This is a genomic window from Marinicauda algicola (assembly GCF_017161425.1).
Classification (GTDB): Bacteria; Pseudomonadota; Alphaproteobacteria; order Caulobacterales; family Maricaulaceae; genus Marinicauda; species Marinicauda algicola.
The window spans coordinates 674,521-696,029 of the sequence record NZ_CP071057.1; the positions used below are offsets into that span (position 1 = coordinate 674,521).

19 protein-coding genes are annotated in these 21,509 nt (G+C 67.3%); 12 read left to right on the forward strand and 7 right to left on the reverse strand.

Annotated features, from left to right (window positions below; all coding sequences use genetic code 11):
• Positions 1-54 precede the first annotated feature (54 nt).
• Positions 55-3,546 (forward strand): DUF3971 domain-containing protein, encoded by a 3,492-nt coding sequence (locus tag JW792_RS03295; RefSeq protein ID WP_135994094.1) that lies wholly within the window; start codon positions 55-57, stop codon positions 3,544-3,546.
• Complete coding sequence (locus JW792_RS03300) at positions 3,543-4,649, forward strand: anhydro-N-acetylmuramic acid kinase (RefSeq protein WP_135994093.1); 1,107 nt, start codon at positions 3,543-3,545, stop codon at positions 4,647-4,649. Before JW792_RS03295 ends, JW792_RS03300 begins: the two co-directional genes overlap by 4 nt.
• On the opposite strand, the gene JW792_RS03305 is transcribed toward JW792_RS03300, so the two are convergent.
• Complete coding sequence (locus tag JW792_RS03305) at positions 4,650-5,333, reverse strand: alpha/beta hydrolase (RefSeq protein ID WP_135994092.1); 684 nt, start codon at positions 5,331-5,333, stop codon at positions 4,650-4,652. It lies immediately after the preceding gene.
• A 244-nt stretch (positions 5,334-5,577) separates the two neighbouring features.
• Here JW792_RS03305 and JW792_RS03310 point away from each other — a divergent pair, with 244 nt between their 5' ends.
• From JW792_RS03310 to JW792_RS03355, 10 genes are all read left to right on the forward strand, one after another.
• On the forward strand, positions 5,578-6,048 hold the full coding sequence (locus JW792_RS03310; RefSeq protein WP_135994091.1) for an Rrf2 family transcriptional regulator: 471 nt from the start codon (positions 5,578-5,580) through the stop codon (positions 6,046-6,048).
• Positions 6,048-7,193 (forward strand): cysteine desulfurase family protein, encoded by a 1,146-nt coding sequence (locus tag JW792_RS03315; RefSeq protein WP_135994090.1) that lies wholly within the window; start codon positions 6,048-6,050, stop codon positions 7,191-7,193. Before JW792_RS03310 ends, JW792_RS03315 begins: the two co-directional genes overlap by 1 nt.
• Before the next feature lie 15 nt (positions 7,194-7,208).
• Complete coding sequence (gene sufB / locus JW792_RS03320; protein WP_135994089.1) at positions 7,209-8,714, forward strand: Fe-S cluster assembly protein SufB; 1,506 nt, start codon at positions 7,209-7,211, stop codon at positions 8,712-8,714.
• Between the two features lie 15 nt (positions 8,715-8,729).
• The gene (gene sufC, locus JW792_RS03325; RefSeq protein WP_135994088.1) at positions 8,730-9,494 is read left to right on the forward strand and encodes a Fe-S cluster assembly ATPase SufC; all 765 of its coding nucleotides are present in this window, start codon (positions 8,730-8,732) and stop codon (positions 9,492-9,494) included.
• Between the two features lie 3 nt (positions 9,495-9,497).
• Entirely contained in the window at positions 9,498-10,619 is a 1,122-nt protein-coding gene (gene sufD / locus JW792_RS03330) for a Fe-S cluster assembly protein SufD (protein ID WP_135994087.1), read from the forward strand.
• The gene (locus tag JW792_RS03335; RefSeq protein ID WP_135994086.1) at positions 10,616-11,857 is read left to right on the forward strand and encodes a cysteine desulfurase; all 1,242 of its coding nucleotides are present in this window, start codon (positions 10,616-10,618) and stop codon (positions 11,855-11,857) included. The genes sufD and JW792_RS03335 overlap by 4 nt, the downstream gene beginning before the upstream one ends.
• A gap of 14 nt (positions 11,858-11,871) precedes the next feature.
• Positions 11,872-12,300: an SUF system Fe-S cluster assembly protein gene (locus tag JW792_RS03340; protein WP_135995210.1), complete on the forward strand. Its 429-nt coding sequence runs from the start codon at positions 11,872-11,874 to the stop codon at positions 12,298-12,300.
• Positions 12,301-12,311: 11 nt separating this feature from the next.
• Positions 12,312-12,671 (forward strand): HesB/IscA family protein, encoded by a 360-nt coding sequence (locus JW792_RS03345; protein WP_135994085.1) that lies wholly within the window; start codon positions 12,312-12,314, stop codon positions 12,669-12,671.
• 68 nt (positions 12,672-12,739) lie between these two features.
• A complete protein-coding gene (locus tag JW792_RS03350) occupies positions 12,740-13,345 on the forward strand; it encodes a glutathione S-transferase (RefSeq protein ID WP_135994084.1) in 606 nt (201 codons plus the stop codon).
• Complete coding sequence (locus tag JW792_RS03355) at positions 13,345-13,704, forward strand: TfoX/Sxy family protein (protein ID WP_135994083.1); 360 nt, start codon at positions 13,345-13,347, stop codon at positions 13,702-13,704. Before JW792_RS03350 ends, JW792_RS03355 begins: the two co-directional genes overlap by 1 nt.
• Here JW792_RS03355 and JW792_RS03360 read toward each other — a convergent pair.
• From JW792_RS03360 to JW792_RS03385, 6 genes are all read right to left on the reverse strand, one after another.
• Entirely contained in the window at positions 13,664-14,395 is a 732-nt protein-coding gene (locus JW792_RS03360) for a TMEM175 family protein (RefSeq protein WP_158291491.1), read from the reverse strand. The two genes, JW792_RS03355 and JW792_RS03360, sit on opposite strands and share 41 nt — an antisense overlap.
• Before the next feature lie 58 nt (positions 14,396-14,453).
• Positions 14,454-15,515, reverse strand: coding sequence for a GGDEF domain-containing protein (locus JW792_RS03365; RefSeq protein ID WP_135994081.1), 1,062 nt, complete (start codon positions 15,513-15,515; stop codon positions 14,454-14,456).
• A 119-nt stretch (positions 15,516-15,634) separates the two neighbouring features.
• Positions 15,635-17,086 (reverse strand): DEAD/DEAH box helicase, encoded by a 1,452-nt coding sequence (locus tag JW792_RS03370; protein WP_135994080.1) that lies wholly within the window; start codon positions 17,084-17,086, stop codon positions 15,635-15,637.
• Positions 17,087-17,251: 165 nt separating this feature from the next.
• Positions 17,252-18,523 carry an amidohydrolase family protein gene (locus JW792_RS03375; protein WP_135994079.1) on the reverse strand — a complete coding sequence of 424 codons (1,272 nt, stop codon included), beginning with the start codon at positions 18,521-18,523 and terminating at the stop codon, positions 17,252-17,254.
• 1 nt (position 18,524) lies between these two features.
• On the reverse strand, positions 18,525-19,973 hold the full coding sequence (locus JW792_RS03380) for an amidohydrolase (protein WP_135994078.1): 1,449 nt from the start codon (positions 19,971-19,973) through the stop codon (positions 18,525-18,527).
• 441 nt (positions 19,974-20,414) lie between these two features.
• Positions 20,415-21,485: an AraC family transcriptional regulator gene (locus JW792_RS03385; RefSeq protein WP_135994077.1), complete on the reverse strand. Its 1,071-nt coding sequence runs from the start codon at positions 21,483-21,485 to the stop codon at positions 20,415-20,417.
• Positions 21,486-21,509 lie beyond the last annotated feature (24 nt).

Consider the following 21,509-nt stretch of genomic DNA (forward strand, 5'->3'; position numbering starts at 1 on the left):
CGGCCGCCGGGGTCCAGCCCCGCACCTGACTCTTCTGCGCGGGGATGAGCGCGCATGATGAAGCGGACCGCCCGGCTGGCCCTGCTCTATACGCTCGAGGCGATCGCGGCGCTGCTCGCGCTCGCCCTCTTCGCGGGCGCCGTCGTGCTCTGGCGGCTCGCGAGCGGACCCGTGCCTCTGGAGATGCTGCGCCCGAACGTGACGGCCATGCTCGCCGAGGCCTTCGAGGCCGAGCGGGCCGAGATCGGTCAGCTCACCCTTCGCTACGATCCCGACCTCGCCGCCATCGTCGTGACCGCCTCCGACGTGCGCGTGTACGAGGAGACGGCGCTGCTCACGGCCGCGCGCGAGATCGAGGCGGGCTTTGCCCTCGATCTGCTCCTGATCGGCAGGGCCGCACCGGTGATGGTCGCCGCGGACGGCGGCTCCTTTTCCCTGGTCAGGCACGCCGATGGCAGTCTCGCGGCCGGGCTCGGCCGGCCGGGCCGTCTCGGCGCCGGCGGGGCCGATACGCAGCGCTGGGAGCGCCTGCTCTCAGACGCCCAGGGCGGGGGTGCGGGCGACACGCTGTCGCGCCTCGTGCGGGTCGACCTGCGCGGGGCGGATATCCGCGTGCTCGACGCGGTGACCGACACGGCGCTGTTCTTCGAAGGTGCCCGCGCGCGCGTCGATCTCGCGAATGACCGGATCGATGCAGACCTGTCGGGCACGCTGCTCTCCTCGGCAGGGCAGACGCCGATCGCGCTGGGTCTGGTCGCGGATCGCGGCCTGGAGGCGCTGTTCGTCGACCTGAGGATACGCGGCCTGGTTCCCGCGAGCGTCGCGCCGCGCCGCGGCGCGTTTGCCGCGCTGTCGGGGATCGAGGCTCCCGTCGATCTCGATCTCGTCATCGACGCCTCGCGCGAGGCAGGCCTGCGGAGCGCGCTGCTCGAACTCGATCTCGGAGCGGGGCACTGGCGCAGCCCGCGCGGCGTGTTCCCCGTCGAGGGCGGCGAGGCGAGTCTGGCCTACGACACGCAGGCTGCCCGGATCGATGTCAGCGCCCTGCGCCTGCAGTCGGAACTGCTCCAGCTCGACCTGTCCGGCGCGATCACCGACCTTGCCGGCTACCAGGACGCGCTGCCCTCGCGGGCGCGCTATGAGCTGGTCTCCGGGCCGGGCCGGCTCGATCTCGCAGGCGTCTTCCCCGAGCCGCTGCGCTGGGAGGCCGTGACGGCGCAGGGCGATCTCGACCGCGAGTCGGTGCGCATCGGCTTCGACCGGCTCGATATCGAACTCGACATTGCCGAGGCCGCCTTCACCGGCGCCGTGTCCTTCGAGATCATCAACGATCGGCTCCTGCCCAACCTGCGCCTCGAAGGTCCGATCCGGGGCAATATCGGCAAGGAGGACGTGCTGCGGTTCTGGCCGGTCGACTTCGCGCTCGGCGCGCGCGACTGGATCCGCGATTCCGTGCTCGGCGGGCGGCTCTCGGACGCGCAGCTGTTCATGGATGTCCCCGCCGAGGGGCTGGCGCGCAAGTTCATCGAGGACGAGGCGCTGAGTCTGTCCTTCCACTTCCACGACGCGGACGTGCGCTACGTCTCGACGATGACGCCGCTGCGCGGCCTGTCCGGGACGGGCGAGCTGCTGGGCAACTCGCTCGTACTGGACGGAACCGGCGGACGGATCGGGGATCTCATCGCCGACACGATCTTCGTGCGCGCCCCGCAGCTGAACCCGAAAGGCGCAATGGCGCGCTTCGGCGGTACCGGCCGTGGCCAGGCCGCCGATCTCATCGCCCTCCTGGACGAGGAGCCGCTGGGCTTCGCCACAGATTACGGCATCGACCCGGCGAGCTTCGAGGGCGAGGGCAGCATCCGCTTCGAGATCGGCCGCCCCATGCTGCGCGACGTGCCGGTGGAGGATGTCGAGTTCGACATCGGCGCGGAGTTCACCGGCGTCGCCGGTCCCGCCGGAGTCGGGGATCTGCGCTTCACCGATGGGACCGTGCTGATCGAGGCCGACGCCGCGCGGCTCGTCGGCACCGGGGTCGCAGAGCTCGCCGGCGCGCGCGCCGACATCCGCTGGGAAGAGGACTTCAATGCAGGGGAGGGAGCCGACAGCACGCTCATCAGCGTCTCCGCCCGCGCCGATCCGGGTACGCTCGACCGCCTCGGCCTGCCGGTGCGGCGCTTCCTCGACGGGCCGGCCGATATCGATGCGCGCCTGTCGGGCAATGGTTTCGAATTCCGCACGATCGCCCTGTCGATGGACCTCGCCGATACAGCGATCGCCCTGCCGGGCGCGCTTTGGTCGAAGCCTTCAGGCGTGCCCGCGGCGGCAGCCTTCACCGTGGCGTTCGAGGAGGACGGCTCGATCCTTCTGAGCGACCTCACCGCCCAGGCGCCGGATGCGGCGCTCGCGGCGAGCGCGGAACTCGCGGCGGACGGCCGGCTGCTTTCCGCCTCCGCCCGGCGCGTGTTCGTGGAGGATTTGCTCGATCTCGCGGTGGAGGCGGGCCGGCCCGAAGGCCCCGAGGGTCCGCTTCTGCTGCGCGCGAGCGGTCCGTTCCTCACGGCTGGCGATCTCCTCGACCAGCTTCCCCAGCTCTCCTTCGAGCAGGCGGGGCCTGCCGAGCCTGCCGGCCTGCCGCTGATCCTCGAGGCCGAGATCGACAGCGTCACCCTTCGCTCCGTGGACTTCGAGGGCGTGCAGCTGCGTCTCGTGACCCGGCCCGAAGGCGTGGAGCGCTTCCTCTTCGCCGGGCGCACGCAGGCCGGTCCGGTGGACCTGCGCTTCGCGCCCTCGGCCGAGGGCGGCCGCATCCTCGCTGCCGAGGGCGCGGATGCCGGCGCGCTCCTCGAGGCGTTCGCCGGCTTCGACAATGCCCGCGGCGGGGTGCTGCGCCTGAGCGGGGAAGCCCCGCCTCTCGGCGAGGAGGGCCCCCTGCGCGGACGCGTGGAGGTCGGCGCCTTCACGCTGGAGCAGATGCCGCTGCTCGCACGCATCCTGGCCGCGGGATCCCTCGAGGGGCTGGCGAGTCTGGTCAGCGGCGAGGGTCTCGTCTTCGAACGGCTCGAGGCCGACTATGTCTGGAACGATGGCGTGCTGCAGATGGGCGATGCGCGCGTTGCCGGGCCTGCGCTCGGCATCACGTGGAACGGCGTCGTCGACCTGTCCGGCCGGCGCATGACCCTCGACGGCACCCTGCTGCCCTCCTACGGCATGAATTCCGTGCTCGGCGAACTGCCGGTCGTCGGCGAGCTGCTGACCTCGCGGCGCGGGGAGGGCGTGATCGGCGTCACCTTCTCCGTGCAAGGTCCGTTCGAGGCGACCCGGGTGACTGCCAACCCGCTCTCGGCGCTCGCGCCGGGAGTGTTCCGGCGCATCTTCGAAGGCACCTCGGCGGCGCGCGAGCTGGAGGCGCTGGAGGCCCAGCGGCGCGAGGCGCGCGAGGCCGAGGCGAGCAGCGCGGAAGACCTCATCGAGGATGTTCCGGTCGAGATTCCCGACGCTCCGGCCGAGCCGGAGGAGCCTGGCCCGCCGGGCGAGGAGGGCCGATGAGGATCGTCGGCCTGATGAGCGGGACCTCGCTCGACGGGGTCGATGCGGCGCTGATCGAGACCGACGGGGAGCGCATCCTCGGCTTCGGTCCGGGCCTGGAGCGCCCCTACACCAGGGACGAGCGCGCCGTGCTCGCGCGCGCCGTCGAAGCGGCCCGCGCCTGGAGTTTCGAGGGCGCCGAGCCGGATTTCTCCGATGCCGAGGCGGTCCTGACCCGCACCCACGAGGCGGCGGTGCGCGCCGTCTGTGATGCGGCGAAGCTGGCTCCGGACACGCTAGACCTGGTCGGCTTTCACGGGCAGACCGTGCTGCACCGCGCCCCGTCCGGGACCCGTCCCGGCCGCACCCGCCAGATCGGGGACGGACAGGCGCTCGCTGATGCGCTCGGCTGTCCGGTGGCATTCGATTTCCGCAGCGCCGATGTCGCGGCCGGCGGGCAGGGCGCCCCGCTCGCACCGGTCTATCACGCCGCTCTCATCGAGGCGGCCGGCCTCGAGCGCCCCATAGGCGTGCTCAATCTCGGCGGGGTCGGCAACATCACCCATGTCGACGCGCGCGGCGCGCTGATCGCCTTCGACACCGGCCCGGCCAACGGGCTGATCGACGCGTTCATGGAGGATCGCACCGGCACGGCGATGGACACCGATGGCGCCACCGCGGCGCAGGGCCGGCCGCATGAGGGCGCGCTGGCCGACTATCTCGACCATGCCCATTTCGGACAGGACGGGCCGAAATCGCTCGACCGCTGGGACTTCTCGCTCGATCCGGTGCGCAACCTGTCCACCGAGGACGGGGCGGCGACACTCTCGGTGCTGACCGCGCGCACGGTCGGGCTCGCGCTCGACCGCCTGCCGGAGCGCCCGAAGCGCCTCGTCGTGTGTGGCGGCGGGCGCAGGAACCGTACCCTGCTCAGCCTCATAGAGACGGCCGCGGGCATCCGCGTCCATGCGGCCGAGGCCGTGGGCTGGCGCGGCGATCTCATCGAGGCCGAGGCCTTCGCCTATCTCGCGGCGAGGACGATGAAGGGCCTGCCGATCAGCTTTCCCGGCACCACGGGAGTGGACAAACCGATGAGCGGCGGCCGCGTGGTGCGGCCGCGCTGATCAGCGCTTCTTCTTGTCCTTGCTCTCGATCGGCGGCGCGTCGAGCTGGGCAAGGCGCCTGTCGAGATAGCGCGTGATCGACTTCTCGAGCTCTTCGACGTGATTGGTGAAGAGGTGGGACGCGCCCGGGATGATCTCGCGCTCGATCTCGATGCCCTTCTGCACGCGCACCTTGCTCATCACGCGCTCCATCTCGTCGGGCGGCACGATCGCGTCGGCCTCGCCATGCGCGATGAGGCCAGAGGCCGGGCAGGGGGCGAGGAAGGTGAAGTCGTACATGTTGGTCGGCGGGGCGACGGAGATGAAGCCGGCGATCTCGGGGCGGCGCATCAGCAGCTGCATGCCCACGAACGCCCCGAAGCTGTGCCCGGCGACCCAGCAATAGGCGGCGTTGGGATTGTGAGCCTGCGCCCAGTCGAGGGCGGTCGCGGCATCCGACAGCTCGCCATAGCCCTGGTCGTAGACGCCCTGGCTGCGCCCGACACCGCGGAAATTGAAGCGCAGCACCGCAAAGCCGCGCTGCTTGAACAGGTCGTACATCATCAGATTGACGGGCGTTTCCATGTGCCCGCCGCCGCGCGGATGGGCGTGCAGGATCAGCGCGACCGGCGCGCCTGCTTCCTTGCCGGGGCTGTACTTGCCTTCGAGACGGCCCGCCGGGCCATTGATGATGACGTCAGGCATGGGTTTGAAATCGTGTCCTGTGATGAATACCTGAGTGTGGAGGTTGGAATTGATTTCCGCGTGCTGGTCCCCTAGAAGCTCGATGCGAGCCGAATTCTTGACCGTTCCGCTCGGAAACCTATCTCACCCTCCGCGCTGTGGTTCGGTGCGGCGAGCGGGCCTTCTAACACAAGGGCCTGCGCCAAAGCGAGTGTGATGGCGCATCGGCGTCGAAGTTCATTATCCCGGGGAGGGAGGAAGAACCATGAAACTCAGCACCAAGGGGCGTTACGCCGTGATGGCGATGGTCGACCTGGCGCAGGCCTCGAAGGACCGTCCGGTTCCGCTCGGCGACATCGCCTCGCGCCAGGAAATCTCGCTGTCCTATCTCGAGCAGCTCTTCGCCAAGCTCAGGAAGGCCGGCGTCGTGAAGTCCGTGCGCGGTCCGGGCGGCGGCTATCGCCTTGCCCGCCCGACCGGCGAGACGCGCATATCCGACATCATGATGGCGGTGGAGGAGCCGGTGAAGGTGACCCGCTGCAAGACCGCCGCGAAGGGCTGCCTGGAAGGCGGGCGGCGCTGCGTCACCCACGATCTGTGGGACGAACTCGGCCGCCACATCCATCTCTTCCTGTCCGGGGTCACGCTGGAGGACGTGCTGGAACGCCGCGTTCTCGGCGCGGCGCGCGCGAGTCAGGCAGGCACCGGGGCGCTGGCGCTCGAGGCGGCCGAGTAGTGACGGTCTATCTCGATCATAACGCCACCGCGCCGATCCGGCCCGAAGCCCTCGACGCGGTGATGCAGGCTTTGGCCCGGACCGGAAACCCGTCCTCGGTCCATGGCGCCGGGCGCGCCGCGAAGGCGCTGGTCGAGCGCGCGCGCGAGATCATCGCGCGGGCGGTCAGGGCGCGCGCCGAGGACATCGTCTTCACCTCCGGCGGGACGGAGGCGAACAATCTCGCCCTGTTCAGCGCGAAGGACGCGGGCGTCAAACGCCTCATCGTCTCGGCGATCGAGCACGATGCGGTGATGGATGCGGCCAGGGCCACCGGCCTGCCGGTCGAGATCCTGCCCGTCACGGCCGACGGCGTCGCCGATCTGTCCTGGCTGGAGAACCGGCTGAAGGACTGGAACGCGGCCGACGGCGTACCCTTCGTCTCGCTGATGGCGGCCAACAACGAAACCGGGGTGATCCAGCCGGTGGAGGCTGCGGGCCGCCTGGTCGCCGAGGCCGAGGGGCTGTTCCATGTCGACGCCGTGCAGGCGCTCGGAAAGATCGATTACGACGTCGCCGGAACGCTCGCCCACTACACCGCCTTCTCCGCGCACAAGGTCGGCGGGCCGCAGGGCGTGGGCGCGCTGGCGCTCGCCTGCGACGCGCCGGTCAGCCGGCTGCTCCATGGCGGCGGGCAGGAGAAGGGCCGGCGTTGCGGCACGGAGAATGTCGGCGGCATCGCGGGGTTTGCAGCCGCGGTCGAAGCCGCCTATGCCGCGCCGCAGGAGGCCGCGCACGTCAGGGCGCTGCGCGACCGGGCCGAGGAGATCATCAAGGCGGCCGCGGCGGACGTGAAGATCTGGGGCGAAAGGGCTGAGCGGCTCCCCAACACGCTCTGCCTGTCCGCGCCGGGCTGGAACAGCGAGATCCAGGTCATCGCCATGGACCTTGCCGGCTTCGCGGTCAGTGCCGGGGCAGCGTGTTCCTCCGGCAAGGTGAGGAAATCGCGCGTCCTGGAAGCTATGGGCGCGAGCCCGGAGGAAGCGGCGAGCGCCCTGCGCGTCAGCTTCGGGCCGGGCAATACACTCGAAGAGGCCGAAAGCTTCGCGAATGCGTGGCTTCAGGCCCGGGCCAGGGCGCGACCGAAACTCGCCGCCGCCGGCTAGAAAGGAAGGTTGGTCATGCCAGCAGTGAAAGAAACGATCGAAGACGTCAAAAAGCTGGAGTCCGACAAGTACAAGTACGGCTTCACGACCGAGATCGAGCAGGAATACGCGCCCAAGGGCCTGTCCGAGGACACGGTGCGCTTCATCTCGGCCAAGAAGAACGAGCCCGAATGGATGCTCGACTGGCGCCTCGATGCCTACCGGCGCTGGACGAAGATGAAGGAGCCGGACTGGGCGAAGGTGAACTACCCGCCGATCGACTACCAGGACGCGATCTATTACGCGGCCCCGAAGGCCGGTGCGAAATACAAGAGCCTCGACGAGGTGCCCAGGGAGCTGCTCGAGACCTACGAGAAGCTCGGCATCCCGCTGCGCGAGGCCGAGGTCCTGCTCGGCGTCGAAGGGGCCGAGGACAAGACCGCCGCGGAAGCGCGCGAGAAGCCGCGCGTCGCCGTCGACGCGGTGTTCGATTCCGTCTCGGTCGCGACCACCTTCAAGGCGGAGCTGAAGAAGGCCGGCGTGATCTTCATGTCGATCTCCGAGGCGATGCAGGAGCATCCCGAGCTCGTGCGCAAATATCTCGGCAGCGTCGTCCCGCCGACCGACAATTTCTTCGCCACGCTGAACAGCGCGGTCTTCTCCGACGGCAGCTTCGTCTACGTGCCCAAGGGCGTGCGCTGCCCGATGGAGCTGTCGACCTATTTCCGCATGAATGCGCAGGGCACCGGCCAGTTCGAGCGCACCCTGATCATCGCCGACGAGGGCGCCTACGTCTCCTATCTGGAGGGGTGCACCGCGCCGATGCGCGACGAGCACCAGCTGCACGCCGCCGTGGTCGAGCTGGTCGCTCTGGACGATGCCGAGATCAAGTATTCCACCGTGCAGAACTGGTGGCCGGGCGATGCCGAGGGCAAGGGCGGGGTCTACAACTTCGTGACCAAGCGCGCCGACTGCCGCGGCAGGAATTCCAAGGTCAGCTGGACGCAGGTGGAAACCGGCTCGGCGATCACCTGGAAGTATCCCAGCTGCATCCTGCGCGGCGACAACTCGCAGGGTGAGTTCTACTCGATCGCGGTCACCAACGGACGCCAGCAGGCCGATACCGGCACCAAGATGATCCATCTTGGCAAGAACACGAAGTCGCGGATCATCGCCAAGGGCATCTCGGCCGGGCGCTCCGACCAGACCTATCGCGGCCTCGTCTCGATCCACCGCAATGCCACGGGATCGCGCAATTTCACCCAGTGCGACTCCCTCCTGATCGGCGACGAGTGCGGCGCGCACACCGTGCCCTATATCGAGGCCAAGACCCCGAGGGCGACGCTGGAGCACGAGGCGACGACGTCGAAGCTCTCCGAGGAACAGCTGTTCTACGCCCGCCAGCGCGGGCTGGGCGAAGAGGCGGCCGTGGCCCTGCTGGTCAACGGCTTCTGCCGCGAGGTCATCCAGGAACTGCCGATGGAATTCGCCGTCGAGGCGCAGAGCCTTCTGAAGGTGAGCCTTGAAGGTTCCGTGGGTTAAGAGAGGACAAGAAGAATGCTCAAGATCACCGATCTCCACGCCCGCGTCGAGGCCGAGGAAGGCGAGGGCAAGCCGATCCTGAAAGGCGTCAGCCTCGAAGTGCCGGCCGGCGAGGTGCATGCCATCATGGGCCCGAACGGGTCGGGCAAGTCGACCCTGTCCTATGTGATGACCGGCCGGGAAGGCTATGAGGTCACGGACGGCACGGTCGAGTTCCAGGGGGAGGACCTGACCGAGATGGAGCCGGAGGAGCGCGCCGCGCGCGGCTTCTTCCTCTCCTTCCAGTACCCGGTCGAGATTCCCGGCGTGCCGACGCTGACCTTCCTGAAGGAAGCGGCCAACGCCCAACGTAAGGCGCGCGGCGAGGCGGAAATTTCCGCCCCTGAGTTCATGAAGGCAGCAAGAGAAAACGCTGCGAAACTCGGCATTTCCAACGACATGTTGAAGCGTCCTGTGAATGTCGGTTTCTCCGGCGGCGAGAAGAAGCGCATGGAGATTTTTCAGGCGCTCATGCTGGAGCCGAAATTCCTGATCCTCGACGAGACGGACTCCGGGCTGGACATTGATGCGCTCAAGGTCGTGGCTGAAGGGGTGAATGCGCTGCGCGATCCGAACCGCGGCATGCTCGTCATCACCCACTATCAGCGCCTTCTGGACTATCTGACCCCGGACAAGGTCCACATCCTGTCCGACGGCAGAATCGTGAAGAGCGGCGGGCCGGAGCTCGCCCACGAGCTCGAGCGCGAAGGCTATGACAAGTACACGAGCGAGGCCGCGTAGGGCATGACCGCAAACGTCAAACTCACGGCCCTGGAGGATGCCTTCCTCGCGCGCCTGCCGCAGGCGTCCGGCGACTGGCGCGCCGAGCTGAAGGCCCATCTCGAGGAGAAGGGCCTGCCGCACCGGCGCGTAGAGGAATGGAAGTGGACCGATCTCAAGGCCGCGCTCTCGCGCCTGGACGCCGGGCCGGGAGAGCTCGTGCTCGACGCCTCGCGCGAGGCGGACGCGACGACGCAGTTCGGCGAGAAGGGTCCGCGCGCCGTCATGCCGCGGCTGGCCGCGGCGCTCGGCGGGGACATCGCGATCTATCGGCTCACATCCGACAGGCCATCCTTGACGCTCGATTTCGCGGCGAAATCGGGTGCCGTGCACAAGACCGTCGTGGTCGAGGTCGAGGCCGGAACGAAGGCCGATCTGCACGAGGTCTACCGCGTGGACGGCGCGAGCTTTGCCAATCTCTCCCTCCTGATCCGGCTGGGCGAGGGCGCCTCGCTCGCGCGCACGATCGAGCAGGTGAAGGCCGAGGAGGGCGTCCTCGTGGTCACGTCCGGAGTCGAGCTGGCGCCCGAGGCGAGGTTCACGCAAGTCACGCTCGGCTTCGGCGCGAGGCTCGCCCGGCTCGAAACCCACGTCACCCATCCCGGCGAGGGGGCACAGGTGAGCCTCAACGGCGCCTATGTGCTCGGCGAGAGCCTGCATCTCGACCAGACCACGCTCGTGGACCACACCGGCCCGCACGGGGTCACGCGAGAGCTGTTCAAGGGCGCTGCGGCCGGCAGGGCGCGCGGCGTCTTCCAGGGCAAGATCGCCGTGCAGCGCCCGGCCCAGAAGACCGATGCGGAGATGCAGCATCGCGGCATGCTGCTCACCGAAGGCGCGGAGATCGACGCCAAGCCGGAGCTGGAGATCTACGCCGACGACGTGGTCTGCGCGCACGGCAATGCGCTCGGCACGATCGACGAGGATGCGCTCTTCTACATGCGCCAGCGCGGCCTTTCAGAAGCACAGGCGCGCGCGGTGCTCACCGAGAGCTTCCTTGCCGAACCGCTCGGACAGATCGCCGACGAGGCACGCGCCGAGGACTTCGCCGAAAAGCTGCGCGCGCGGCTGAGGGAGCTGGCATGACCGTCATGACCAAACCGCAGGCCGCCTTCGATCCGCACGGCGTTCGCAGCGAGTTCCCGATCCTCTCGCGCGAGGTCAACGGCAGGCCGCTGGTCTATCTCGACAGCGCGGCCTCGGCCCAGAAGCCCGAAGCGGTGATCGAGGCGGTCGCGAACGTCTGGCGCCACTCCTACGCCAACGTGCACCGGGGCCTTCACACCCTCGCCAACGAGGCCACCGCCGCCTTCGAGACCGCACGCGGCAAGGTCGCGGCGTTCCTGGGCGCGGAGCGGCAGGAACAGATCGTGCTCACCAAGGGTGCGACCGAGGCGATCAACCTCGTCGCCAGCGCCATAGGTCAGGAGATCGGGGAGGGCGACGAGATCATCCTCTCCCAGATGGAGCACCACTCCAACATCGTGCCCTGGCACTTCCTGCGCGAGCGCAAGGGCGCCGTGATCAGATGGGTGCCGGTCCTGGAGGACGGTTCGCTCGATCTCGAGGCCTACGAGGCCCTGTTCTCCGAGCGCACGAAGTTCGTGAGCCTCGTGCACATGTCCAACGTGCTCGGCACGGTTAACCCGGCCCGCCGGCTGGTCGAGATCGCGCACCGCAACGACGTGCCGATCCTTCTGGACGGCTCGCAGTCGGCGGTGCACATGCGCCTCGACGTTTCGGACATCGGTGCGGATTTCTTCGTCTTCACCGGCCACAAGCTCTACGGGCCGAACGGGGTCGGCGCGCTCTATGCGAGCGGCGACTGGCTCGACCGGCTCGCCCCCTACCAGGGCGGAGGGGAGATGATCGCAGAGGTGAGCGAGGACGGCGTCGTCTATGCCGACGTTCCCCACAAGTTCGAGGCCGGAACCCCCGCGATCGCCGAGGTGATCGGCCTCGGCGCGGCCATCGACTGGCTTTCCGGTCTGGATCGCGCGGCGGTCCATGCGCACGAACACGCGCTGCTGGACCGGGCGACGGCGGCGATCTCGCAGCTGGGCGGGGTGCGCATTCTCGGCACCACGCAGGACAAGGGCGCCATCCTCTCCTTCGTGATGGAGAACGCCCACGCCCACGATCTCGCCCAGCTGATGGACAAGTACGGCGTGGCGGTGCGCGCCGGCCATCACTGCGCCCATCCGCTGATGAAGCGCTATGGCGTCGCCGCGACGGTGCGCGCGAGTTTCGCCCTCTACAACACGCCCGAGGAGGTGGATGCCTTCATCGCGGCGTTGAACAAGGCCAGGAGCTTCCTCATCTAGAGGAGCAAGGAATGATGATGGACGACCAGAGACCCGCCCGCGACGTGATCGATCTCTCCGGCCCCGAGCCGGAGGCTGCACACGTGCGCGAAGAGGCCAGGCCCGAAGCGGCGGAGAGCGCGATTCCCGCCGATGAGATCGCGCGCATCACCGACGAGGTCGTCGCGGCGCTGAAGACCGTCTACGATCCGGAGATCCCGGTCGACATCTACGAGCTCGGCCTCATCTACAAGGTCGATCTCGAACCGGACTACACGCTGAAGATCGAGATGACGCTGACCGCGCCGGGCTGCCCGGTCGCCGGCGAGATGCCGGGCTGGGTGAAGGAGGCCGCCGAGACGGTGAAGGGCGTCAAGCGCGCCGACGTCACGCTGACCTTCGATCCGCCCTGGTCGCCCGATCAGATGTCCGACGAAGCCCGCCTGCAGCTGAACATGCTCTAGGAGACACCCCGATGAGCCGTCCCAGACCCAAGGCCGTGACCCTCACCGATGCCGCTGCCGAGCGCGTGAAGGCGCTCATGGAGCGCTCCGGCAAGGGCTATCTGCGCGTCGGCGTGAAGAATGGCGGCTGCGCGGGCATGGAATACGTCATGGACTATGTCGAGGCCCCCGAGCCGCTCGACGAGCGCGTCGAGGACAAGGGCGTGGAGATCGTGATCGAATCGAAAGCCCTGCTGTTCCTGCTGGGCGCGCAGATCGACTACGAGACCACCGCGCTGCATTCGAAATTCGTGTTCCGCAATCCCAACGAAACCGATGCCTGCGGCTGTGGCGAGAGCGTCACTCTGGTTCCCGCTCAACTGCAGGAATAATCAGCGTGCTTGCCGCGCTGCGCGCGCTGTGATGGTTTAGCCGGCCATCCCGATTGCCGGAGCCGATCATGCGCCTGTTCTACTCCCCGACCTCGCCCTATGCCCGCAAATGCCGGGCCCTGGTCCTCGAAAAGGGGCTGGAGACGAAGGTGCATTTCGTGGAGGCGGTGCCGTTCGAGGATCCCGGCGAGCTGCACGCGGCGAACCCGCTGGGCAAGGTTCCGGCGCTGGCCCGCGAGGGGCGCCCGTCCATCATCGGCTCGCCCCAGATCTGCGAATATCTCGACACGCTCAACGACGAGCTCTGGATCCCGGCGCGCGGGGAGAGCCGCGTCCTGGTGCTGCGCCAGCAGGCCATCGCCGACGGGCTGATGGACATCACGGTCGGCCGGCGCATCGAGATGAACCGCGACGCCAGCCTGCGCTATCCCTTCTGGCAGGAGCGCTGGGAGAAGGCGATCGCGCGCACCGTCGACGTGCTGGAGGCCGAGCGCGGCCAGTTCGAGCGCAGCGTCGATCTCGGCGCGCTCTCGGTCGCGGTGGCGCTGGGCTATCTCGATCTCAGATATCCCGAGTTCGACTGGCGCGCGCGCGCGCCGGGCCTCGCGGGCTTCGCCGAGAAATGGTTCGGGCGCGAGAGTTTCGTGGAGACCGCGCCGCCCGCGGGCAAGTGATGGCGGTCTCCGGGGAGTACCTCGAGTTCGCCTGCGAGCTTCTCGCCGTCATCGGCCCTGTGCGGGCGCGCAGGATGTTCGGCGGGGCCGGGCTCTATGCCGATGACGTCATGTTCGCCCTGATCGCGGACGACCAGATCTACATCAAGGTCGACGATGCGCTCGCCGCCGATCTGGAGCCGGAAGGGTCGGGCCCCTTCATCTACGAGCGCGAGGGCGCAGAGCCGGTGGCGATGGGCTATTGGCGCCTGCCCGAAGCCGCGCTCGACGATCCGGACGAAGCCAGGCGCTGGGCGCGCCGCGCCCTCGACGTCGCGCTCACAGCGAAGGTGTCACGCCGCCCGCGCCGGAAGAGGTGAGGCGGCGTTCGGCGCGTATGCCGCAAACCCAGGTGATCAGCACGATCAGGGCGAACAGCACGCCGGACATGGCCGACCATGGCTGCGGACCGAAGAAGGCGAGCGCGATGACGAGCCCCGTGATCGCGACGATTCCCAATGCCACCTCGATCTCGTACCGGGTGTAGCTGCGTTCGCGCGAGTTCAGGTCGATCGCCGCGCCCATGCGCAGAGCGTGGGCGTAGAGCAGGGCGAAGATGACCTGCACGCCGATGTAGAAGCTGCCGAAGATCAGGTAGAGATACTTGACCTGGCCGAAGCTCAGCACCGGGTTCGCGCCCGTCTGCTCATAACCGCCAGTATAGAATGTGACCACGAAATCGGCCATCAAACGCAGCGGATAGACGAAGACGAGGATCAGAAGGAGCAGAACGGAATTGAGGAAGACCGTGTAAGCATCCTCGATTTCGTAGCGCCTGAAGAAGGCATGATGGGTATGCCAGATCGTCAGGATCAGCGCGAAGCAGGCTGCGAATGCGATGGCGTCGCGCCACAGGTCGGCGAGGTCGGCGAAGGAGGTGGGAATGCTCTGCGCCGCCGCGAAGCTCAGTACGAGCGCGAACACGATGTCGGAGAGATTCTCGACGCGCGAGACATTCGGGCTGCGCCAGCGAAAATTCCGCTCGCCGCGAAGCAGTGACTTTCGGGCCATGGCCATCCTCCCCAGGCGAGGAGACTAGGCCCGGCCCTTCGCGGTGTTAAGTCGAATGCTATGCGGCAGCCACGCCGCCTTCGGCGCCCGGCGTGTCGGCATCGACCGTGATCCGGTTCCTGCCCGACTGCTTGGACTTGTAGAGGTTTGTATCGCAGCGCTCGATCAGGGACTCGATCGATTCCCCGGTGTGATATTCCGAGACGCCGAGCGACACGGTGATATGGCCGAGATCCTCGTTGGTCGATTTGCGCAACAGGCGCTTGCTCTCGACCGTGGAGCGGACCTTTTCCGCGATGGTGCGCGCCTCGTCGAGATCGGTCCCCGGAAGGACGACGCCGAACTCCTCGCCGCCATAGCGCGAGACCACGTGATAATCCTTGGAGAACCGGCACAGGCAGGCCGCCACGAAGCGGATGATCTGGTCGCCCGTCTGGTGGCCCCAGGTGTCGTTGAAGCGCTTGAAATGGTCGATGTCGCACAGGATGAGGGAGAAGTCCTCGCCCTGCAGCTCGGCCGCGCGGCGCGCCTTGCGCATCGCCTCGTCGAAGCGCTTGCGGTTGGCCACGCCGGTCAGCGCGTCGGTCATCGCCTCCTCGCGCACCTTTTCCAGATTGTGGCGCAGCTGGTCGACCTCGTGCGTGGTCTCCTGCAGGCGCTTTTCCAGGTCGCGGGACCGGCGCTGCATGCGCGCGGTGGCCTGGACCAGGCCTTCCACCATCTTCTTGAAGGTCGCGGCGTCGGTGGCCTTGTCGAGCTGGCCGCTCGCCCCGGCGAGGGCCTCGCCATAGGCCGCGGTGTCGCGTTCGGCGGCTTCGAGCGTCTTCACCACCGCGCCGAGTTCCCGGCTCATCGCGCCGCCGGTGTCGAGCACGGCGTCCTGGATGCGACGGAAGGTGAAGAAGCGGTCGTAGAGTTCGTCGCAGAACTCCTCGTCGATGGGGCCACCCCGGTCGATCTGCTTCTGCAGGGCTTCGCAGAGCTCGGGAATGGAATCGGACGCGTAGGCGATCCAGACCGAATAGTTTTGCGGTGTCGGGGCGATGTCGTGAGTGGACATCAGCTCGAGCGCCTTCTGCGCCAGGGTGATGCCCTCAGATGTGTGCAGCCTGCCGTTCACGTGTCCATCCCCGTCTCAGTGCATCCGCGGCGTTCGACCGAGAGTGCGTTTCATGAGACCGAGCGTTAGCCGGGAGATGGAAAGATGAGGTAAACGGCGGTTATTTTTTTTTGGCGCGGTCAGCGCAGCGCGGACCTCAGCAGGAATTCCGGCACGTGATCGCCGAACCCCACGGCGGTCTGCGCCGCGTCGCGGGCCTCTTCGGTTTCCGCGCGGCGCTCGGGGCGGCGCTCCTCGCGGGGCTCCTCCCGGCGCTCGCCGCGGCCTTCGCCACGGCGGCGTCCACCGCGCGACCGGCGCTTGCCGTTCTCGCGGGGCTTTTCCCGTTCGCGCGGCTCGGCTTCGGGTTCGGGCCGGGCTTCCGGCGCTTCGGCCTGTTGCGCCTTTTCGGGCTTCTCGGACTCTTCCGGCTTGTGGCTCTTGTCCGACTTCGCCTTCGCCGGCTTGCCGCCGAGATCGAGTTCCTCGGGCATCTTGCCGATCAGCTTGACGATGGCGTCGAGCGCCTTCTTGTCCTCCGGCGTGATGATGGTCACCGCCTCGCCCTTGAGGCCTGCGCGACCGGTACGGCCGATCCGGTGGACATAGTCGTCGGCATTGCGGGAGACGTCATAGTTGAAGACGTGGCTGACCGCCGGGATGTCGAGGCCGCGTGCCGCGACGTCCGAGGCCACGAGCAGGCGCACCTCGCCGGATTTGAAGTCGGCCAGCGTCTTGGTGCGCTGGGACTGTTCGAGATCGCCGTGGATGGGCGCGGCGGAAAAGCCGTGGCGCTGCAGCGAGCGCGCGACGATGTCCACGTCCCGCTTGCGGTTGCAGAACACGATGCCGTTCTTCACGCCCTCGCGCTCGATCGCCTTGCGCAGCGCATCGCGCTTGGCCGCCGGGCTCTTGTCGGAGATGCGCACGATGTACTGGGTGATCGTCTCGGCGGTCTGGGCCGGACGGGCGACCTCGATGCGTTCGGGATCCTTCAGGAAGGTGTTCACCAGCCGGGTGATCTCGTCGGGCATGGTGGCCGAGAAGAACAGCGTCTGCCGGCGTGGCGGCAGGAGCTTGAGGATCCGCTCGATGTCCGGGATGAAGCCCATGTCCAGCATGCGGTCGGCCTCGTCGATGACGAGGATGTCCACGCCGGTCAGCAGCAGCTTGCCGCGCTCGAACTGGTCGAGCAGGCGGCCGGGCGTCGCGATCAGCACGTCCGCGCCCTGGTCGAGGATCTTGTCCTGCGGCCCGAAGGCGACGCCGCCGATCAGGAGCGCCATCGTCAGCTTGTGGTTCTTCGCGTAGGTCTCGAAATTCTCCGCCACCTGCGCGGCCAGTTCGCGCGTCGGGCAGATGATGAGCGAGCGCGGCATGCGCGCGCGCGCCCGCCCGCGCGAAAGGCGCTCGATCATGGGCAGGACGAAGGAGGCCGTCTTGCCGGTGCCGGTCTGGGCAATGCCCAGCACGTCGCGCCCGGACAGGGCGACCGGAATGGCCTTGGCCTGGATCGGCGTCGGCGTCTCGTAGCCGGCATCCTTGACGGCTGAAAGAAGTGTGGGGCCCAGCCCCAGATCGTCGAAGGTCATGCGCCTCGCTTGTAATCGCCCAGGATTTGCAGTTTGGGGGCGGAATAGACCCGAGGAATCCCTTGATTCCATGTCAGGTCTTCGTGCGGCGCGAACATAGAGGCCCGGCTCGCGCTGTCAACGCGGCCGGGCCGTTGAGTGGTGCGGTAAAGACACCGCTGTGACTTAATGGTGATAGGCGTAGGCGTGTTCGGGCCGGATTTCGCGGTAACGGTCGCGCAGACGGGTCTGGCGCGTCTCCATGCTCTGCACCTCGCCTTCGATCAGGACGTGCGTGGGCGCGCTCATGACCTCGAGCGGATCGCCGTCCCAGACCACGACGTCCCCGGCATAGCCCGGCGCCAAGGCGCCGAACCGGTCGCCATAGCCGTACAGCTCGGCCGGGGTGAGCGTGATCGCCCGGAAGGCGTCCTCCCATTCCGCGCCGTGGGCGCGCGCGATCCCGGCGTGCTGGGTCAGAAGACGCGGATTGAAGTAGATGTCCGAGCCGAGCGTGGTGAACGCGACCTCGACGCCGGCATCGAAGAGTTGGGCGGCGGCGTTCATCGCCGAGGACAGCGTGTCGAAGCTGCCGGGCAGGTTGCGCATCGGGTCGAAGATCACCGGGATGTCGGCCGCGGCGAGTTCCTCGGCCACCTGATGGGCCTCGGCTGCGCCCGCGATGATGATGCGCAGGCTCGGGTTCTCTTCCTTGAAGGCGAGCAGGCGGCGGATGTCGCCGTCATCGTCCATCAGGAAGACGATGGGCATCTCGCCGCGCACGGCGGCTTCGAAGGCCTCTGCATCGGTACGGTTGAGGACGATCCCCTCCTGGGTGGAGAGATAGCGCCCGGGATAGGTGCGTGCATCGTTCATCGCGGCGCGCAGATAGGCCCACGCGGCGGGCTTGGACCCGCCGGACGTCGCCGCGCCGGAACGGGCCATGTCGATGACCAGGAACTGCTCGGCGGCGAACAGGCTGCCGGGAAGACCCGTGGAGTCCGCGAGCGCGCCGCGCCCGGCGAGATTGTTGCGGCCCACCGAGGGGAAGATCGCGAACCGGGTGATCCCGTCGATCCGGGCCTCGTCGATATGGTTGCCGTCGAAGTTGAAGCCGTCCGCGACGCTGATCGCGGCGCTGAACGGGCTGTCGTCGGCCTCGGTGTCGCGCGTCATGCTCTCCGCGCCGACCTCGACGAGGCCGAGCTGGGTCTGCGGGTGGAACAGGCCGGGCGTGATCCAGCCGCCCCCGGCATCGATCGTGCGTGCCCCGGCGGGGATTTCGAGACCGGCGCCGACCGCGACGATATCGCCGTCGCGCACGATGACCGTGCCGTTCTCGATCACCCCGGCATCGGTGTTGGTGACCACGCGGCCATTGGTGACGACGACGGTCTGGGCAAGCGCCGGTGCGGCGGTGATCGCCGCGGCGGCGAGCGCTGTGAGAAGGCGTTTCATGTCAGTTTTCTCCTTCGCCGGGCTGGCCGAGCATGAAGTCGCGCACGGTCTGGAGTTCCGGGTTGCCGGCCTCGTACATCAGCGCGCCGTCGATATAGACCTGGTCGGCGATCGAGTAGCTGGAGAAGGGATGGCCGGACCACACCACGATGTCGGCCCGCTTGCCCACCTCGATCGAGCCTGTCTCCTCGAAGATGCCGAGCCCGCGGGCGGGACGCGAGGTGAACCAGCTCACCGCGTCGGCGTCGCTGATCTCGAGGCCCATGCGCCGCCCGTCCGCGAGCGCCTTGGCGACCTCGTGGTTGAGCCGCTGGATGCCGAGCGCGCTGTCGGAATGGATCATGCCGCAGGCGCCGTTGGCGTGCAGCAAAGGCAGGTTCTCGCGGATGGAATCGTAGGCTTCCATCTTGAACCCGCCCCAATCGGCCCACACCGCGGCGCAGGTACCTGCCTCCGACAGAAGGTCGGGAATCTTGTAGGCCTCCACCGCGTGGTGGAAGACGGAGACCTGGTAGCCGAACTCGTCGGCCATATCGAGGACCTGGGCCATCTGGTCGGCGCGGTAGCAATGCATCTGCACCAGGATCTCGCCTTCCAGCACGCCCATCAGCGTGTTCAGCTCGAGATCCTCGGTCGGCGGCTCGGCCTCCTCGCCGGCTTCGGCCTGCTCCCAGTACTCGTGCCAGCTGTCGCGATAGTCGGACGCCTCGATCCAGCTCGCCCGGTATCCGGCCATGTTGCCCATGTCGGTCGCCGGGGAGCGGCCGCGATTGCCGTAGACCCGCGCCGGGTTCTCCCCGCACGCCATTTTCAGCGTGTAGGGCGCGTCGGGAAACTTCATGCCCTGCACGGTGCGCGAGGGCACGTTGCGCAGCGTCACGCCGCGTCCGCCGAACAGGTTCGCCGATCCGGGCAGGATGTGCAGCGTGGTGACCCCGCCGGCCAGGGCCGAATCGAAGCCGGGATCCTGCGGCCAGACCGAGTGCTCCGCCCAGACCTCGGCGGTCACCGGCTCGGTCGCCTCGTTGCCGTCCGAGTGCGCGTTCGCGGCCGGGGAGGGATAGACGCCGAGATGGGAGTGGATGTCGATCACGCCCGGCGTGACGAAGCGGCCCTGCGCATCGACGATGCTGGCGCCCTCGGGGGCTTCCAGCCCGGGACCGACCTCCGCGATCCGCCCGTCGCGGATCAGGATGTCGGTATCGGCGAGCTCGCCCCCGATGCCGTCATACACCGTCGCGCCGCGGATGAGCGTCACGCCCGAAGGGGCAGGGGTGTATGTCGAGGGATAGGGATTGGTGTCGATGCGGACGATCTCGGTGTCGCCGTCCCCGCGATCGCGCGAGGCGCGTTCCCCGCCCTCGCTTCCCCCCTCGCCGCCGTTACCGCAAGCGGCCAGCGACAGGGCCAGCAGCGAGGCGAGGCCCGCAGTCAAGCCGTGCTGTTTCAATGGTCTTCTCCCCTTTCCAGGTCGGGCGGGCGGCTCTGGCCGCCACGCCGTCGGAGGACAGACTTGCCGGAATTGACCGCCGAGGAAAGGGGCGGCGCGGAAAAACTAGTGTGTGGGGTGGGGCAAGGTGTCGGCCCGCCGGTAGGCGAGCTCATGATGGCCGCGCGAGCCGGGCGCGCCGGAAAGTCGGCGCCTGTCCCCGCCAATCCTTTGCTCCAGACCCAGCCGCGATTGCGGTGATGGCCCCATATTCTTGACCGGTTTATCAAACTGTGAGGAGACAGGTTTGAGCTGGTTGATAATCTTTCGACCGCTTCATTGAAAATTTGAGGGGGCGGCAAGGGGTTCAGGCCACGACCACCAAATTCCCTGCTGCGCTCGCCAGTGAGCGCCAGGGAGCGAATGACCCGTGGTTCCCACTATGATGTGCGCTCGATCCGGTCACATGGATCGGGTTTGATTTCGTGGTTTGAGCGGCGAGCGCCTCTGGTGTACCGCTCGTGGACTCTCGCCGGTCCAACGCTTAAAGGCTCGCGAGAACGAGGCTGGGTCAGAAAATCCTAAAAGGTACGCCGTCTGATTGACGGACACCTGCTTGCCGGACAAGAAGTGCACCGCAAGCTTCTGGCGCAACCCGTCGAGCACCTGCTCATACGTTACACCCTCCTCCTTGAGCTTGCGATAAAGCGTCTGCCGGCTTTGGCCGAGACGTGCAGCCACAACATCCATGGAAGCTTCGCCTGTGTGCAGAATCTCCATTAAGACAGTCTCGACCCGACCGCGCACTGTCTTGGAGAGCCTCAGTTCGTTGAGTAAGGAGTCTGCTCGTTCGCTTAGCACACCGAACACGTACCGGTTTACCGGCGGCTGCTTGAGGGAAAGAAACTCGGGGTCGATCTGGAGTGCGTTCCAAGTGCTGTCGAACACCACCGGCGCCTCAAATATACGCTCAAAATCAGCCTTGTATTTTGGAGCGCTGCGCATCAGATGCACCGTGCGTGGAAACCTTATTTTCTTAAACTCTGGAACATCTACAAACATCGCCCTCGTGTTCCAAACCAGTCGAGCCAGTTCGCACTCAGCGATTACGGGGTAGTCAGAAAACAGCGTGCTGGGTCCTTCTATCCACGTTTGGCTGCCTCTCGTAACACCTCGCAAAATCGTAGCTGGCTCAAACCTATTGTCATCTACGACAAGCGCCGCATAGCGATTGAGTTGCTTCGGCACGTCGAGAACGCTCTCACATGCTTCGCAGATCAGGCCGACAATTGAGATTTCCTGCATGCGCACAGCTTTGCCATACTCAAGCGAGACGGCGGGCATTCCGGTATGGTCTGAGGCGACATCGAATAATCGAACATAGTCCTTGACCGGCACCCGATTATCCTGGTGTGCGAGTGTCTCTTCGCAGATTCCCGATTGACGAAGTAGCTCAACTCGGTCGGCGCCTTGGGTTACTGCAAAATCCACCAGGCCCCGTGGATACCCGGCGGCGATGGTGGCGGCGGTCATAGGTGCTGAGCCTCTTGTTGCCAG

Excerpts from the sequence above, each read along its gene's own strand:
- JW792_RS03295 (WP_135994094.1), top strand. The coding sequence starts at position 55 with ATGATGAAGCGGACCGCCCGGCTGGCCCTGCTCTATACGCTCGAGGCG.
- JW792_RS03300 (WP_135994093.1), top strand. The coding sequence starts at position 3,543 with ATGAGGATCGTCGGCCTGATGAGCGGGACCTCGCTCGACGGGGTCGAT.
- JW792_RS03305 (WP_135994092.1), bottom strand. The coding sequence starts at position 5,333 with ATGCCTGACGTCATCATCAATGGCCCGGCGGGCCGTCTCGAAGGCAAG.
- JW792_RS03310 (WP_135994091.1), top strand. The coding sequence starts at position 5,578 with ATGAAACTCAGCACCAAGGGGCGTTACGCCGTGATGGCGATGGTCGAC.
- sufB (WP_135994089.1), top strand. The coding sequence starts at position 7,209 with ATGCCAGCAGTGAAAGAAACGATCGAAGACGTCAAAAAGCTGGAGTCC.
- sufC (WP_135994088.1), top strand. The coding sequence starts at position 8,730 with ATGCTCAAGATCACCGATCTCCACGCCCGCGTCGAGGCCGAGGAAGGC.
- sufD (WP_135994087.1), top strand. The coding sequence starts at position 9,498 with ATGACCGCAAACGTCAAACTCACGGCCCTGGAGGATGCCTTCCTCGCG.
- JW792_RS03335 (WP_135994086.1), top strand. The coding sequence starts at position 10,616 with ATGACCGTCATGACCAAACCGCAGGCCGCCTTCGATCCGCACGGCGTT.
- JW792_RS03340 (WP_135995210.1), top strand. The coding sequence starts at position 11,872 with ATGATGGACGACCAGAGACCCGCCCGCGACGTGATCGATCTCTCCGGC.
- JW792_RS03345 (WP_135994085.1), top strand. The coding sequence starts at position 12,312 with ATGAGCCGTCCCAGACCCAAGGCCGTGACCCTCACCGATGCCGCTGCC.
- JW792_RS03350 (WP_135994084.1), top strand. The coding sequence starts at position 12,740 with ATGCGCCTGTTCTACTCCCCGACCTCGCCCTATGCCCGCAAATGCCGG.
- JW792_RS03355 (WP_135994083.1), top strand. The coding sequence starts at position 13,345 with ATGGCGGTCTCCGGGGAGTACCTCGAGTTCGCCTGCGAGCTTCTCGCC.
- JW792_RS03360 (WP_158291491.1), bottom strand. The coding sequence starts at position 14,395 with ATGGCCCGAAAGTCACTGCTTCGCGGCGAGCGGAATTTTCGCTGGCGC.
- JW792_RS03370 (WP_135994080.1), bottom strand. The coding sequence starts at position 17,086 with ATGACCTTCGACGATCTGGGGCTGGGCCCCACACTTCTTTCAGCCGTC.
- JW792_RS03375 (WP_135994079.1), bottom strand. The coding sequence starts at position 18,523 with ATGAAACGCCTTCTCACAGCGCTCGCCGCCGCGGCGATCACCGCCGCA.
- JW792_RS03385 (WP_135994077.1), bottom strand. The coding sequence starts at position 21,485 with ATGACCGCCGCCACCATCGCCGCCGGGTATCCACGGGGCCTGGTGGAT.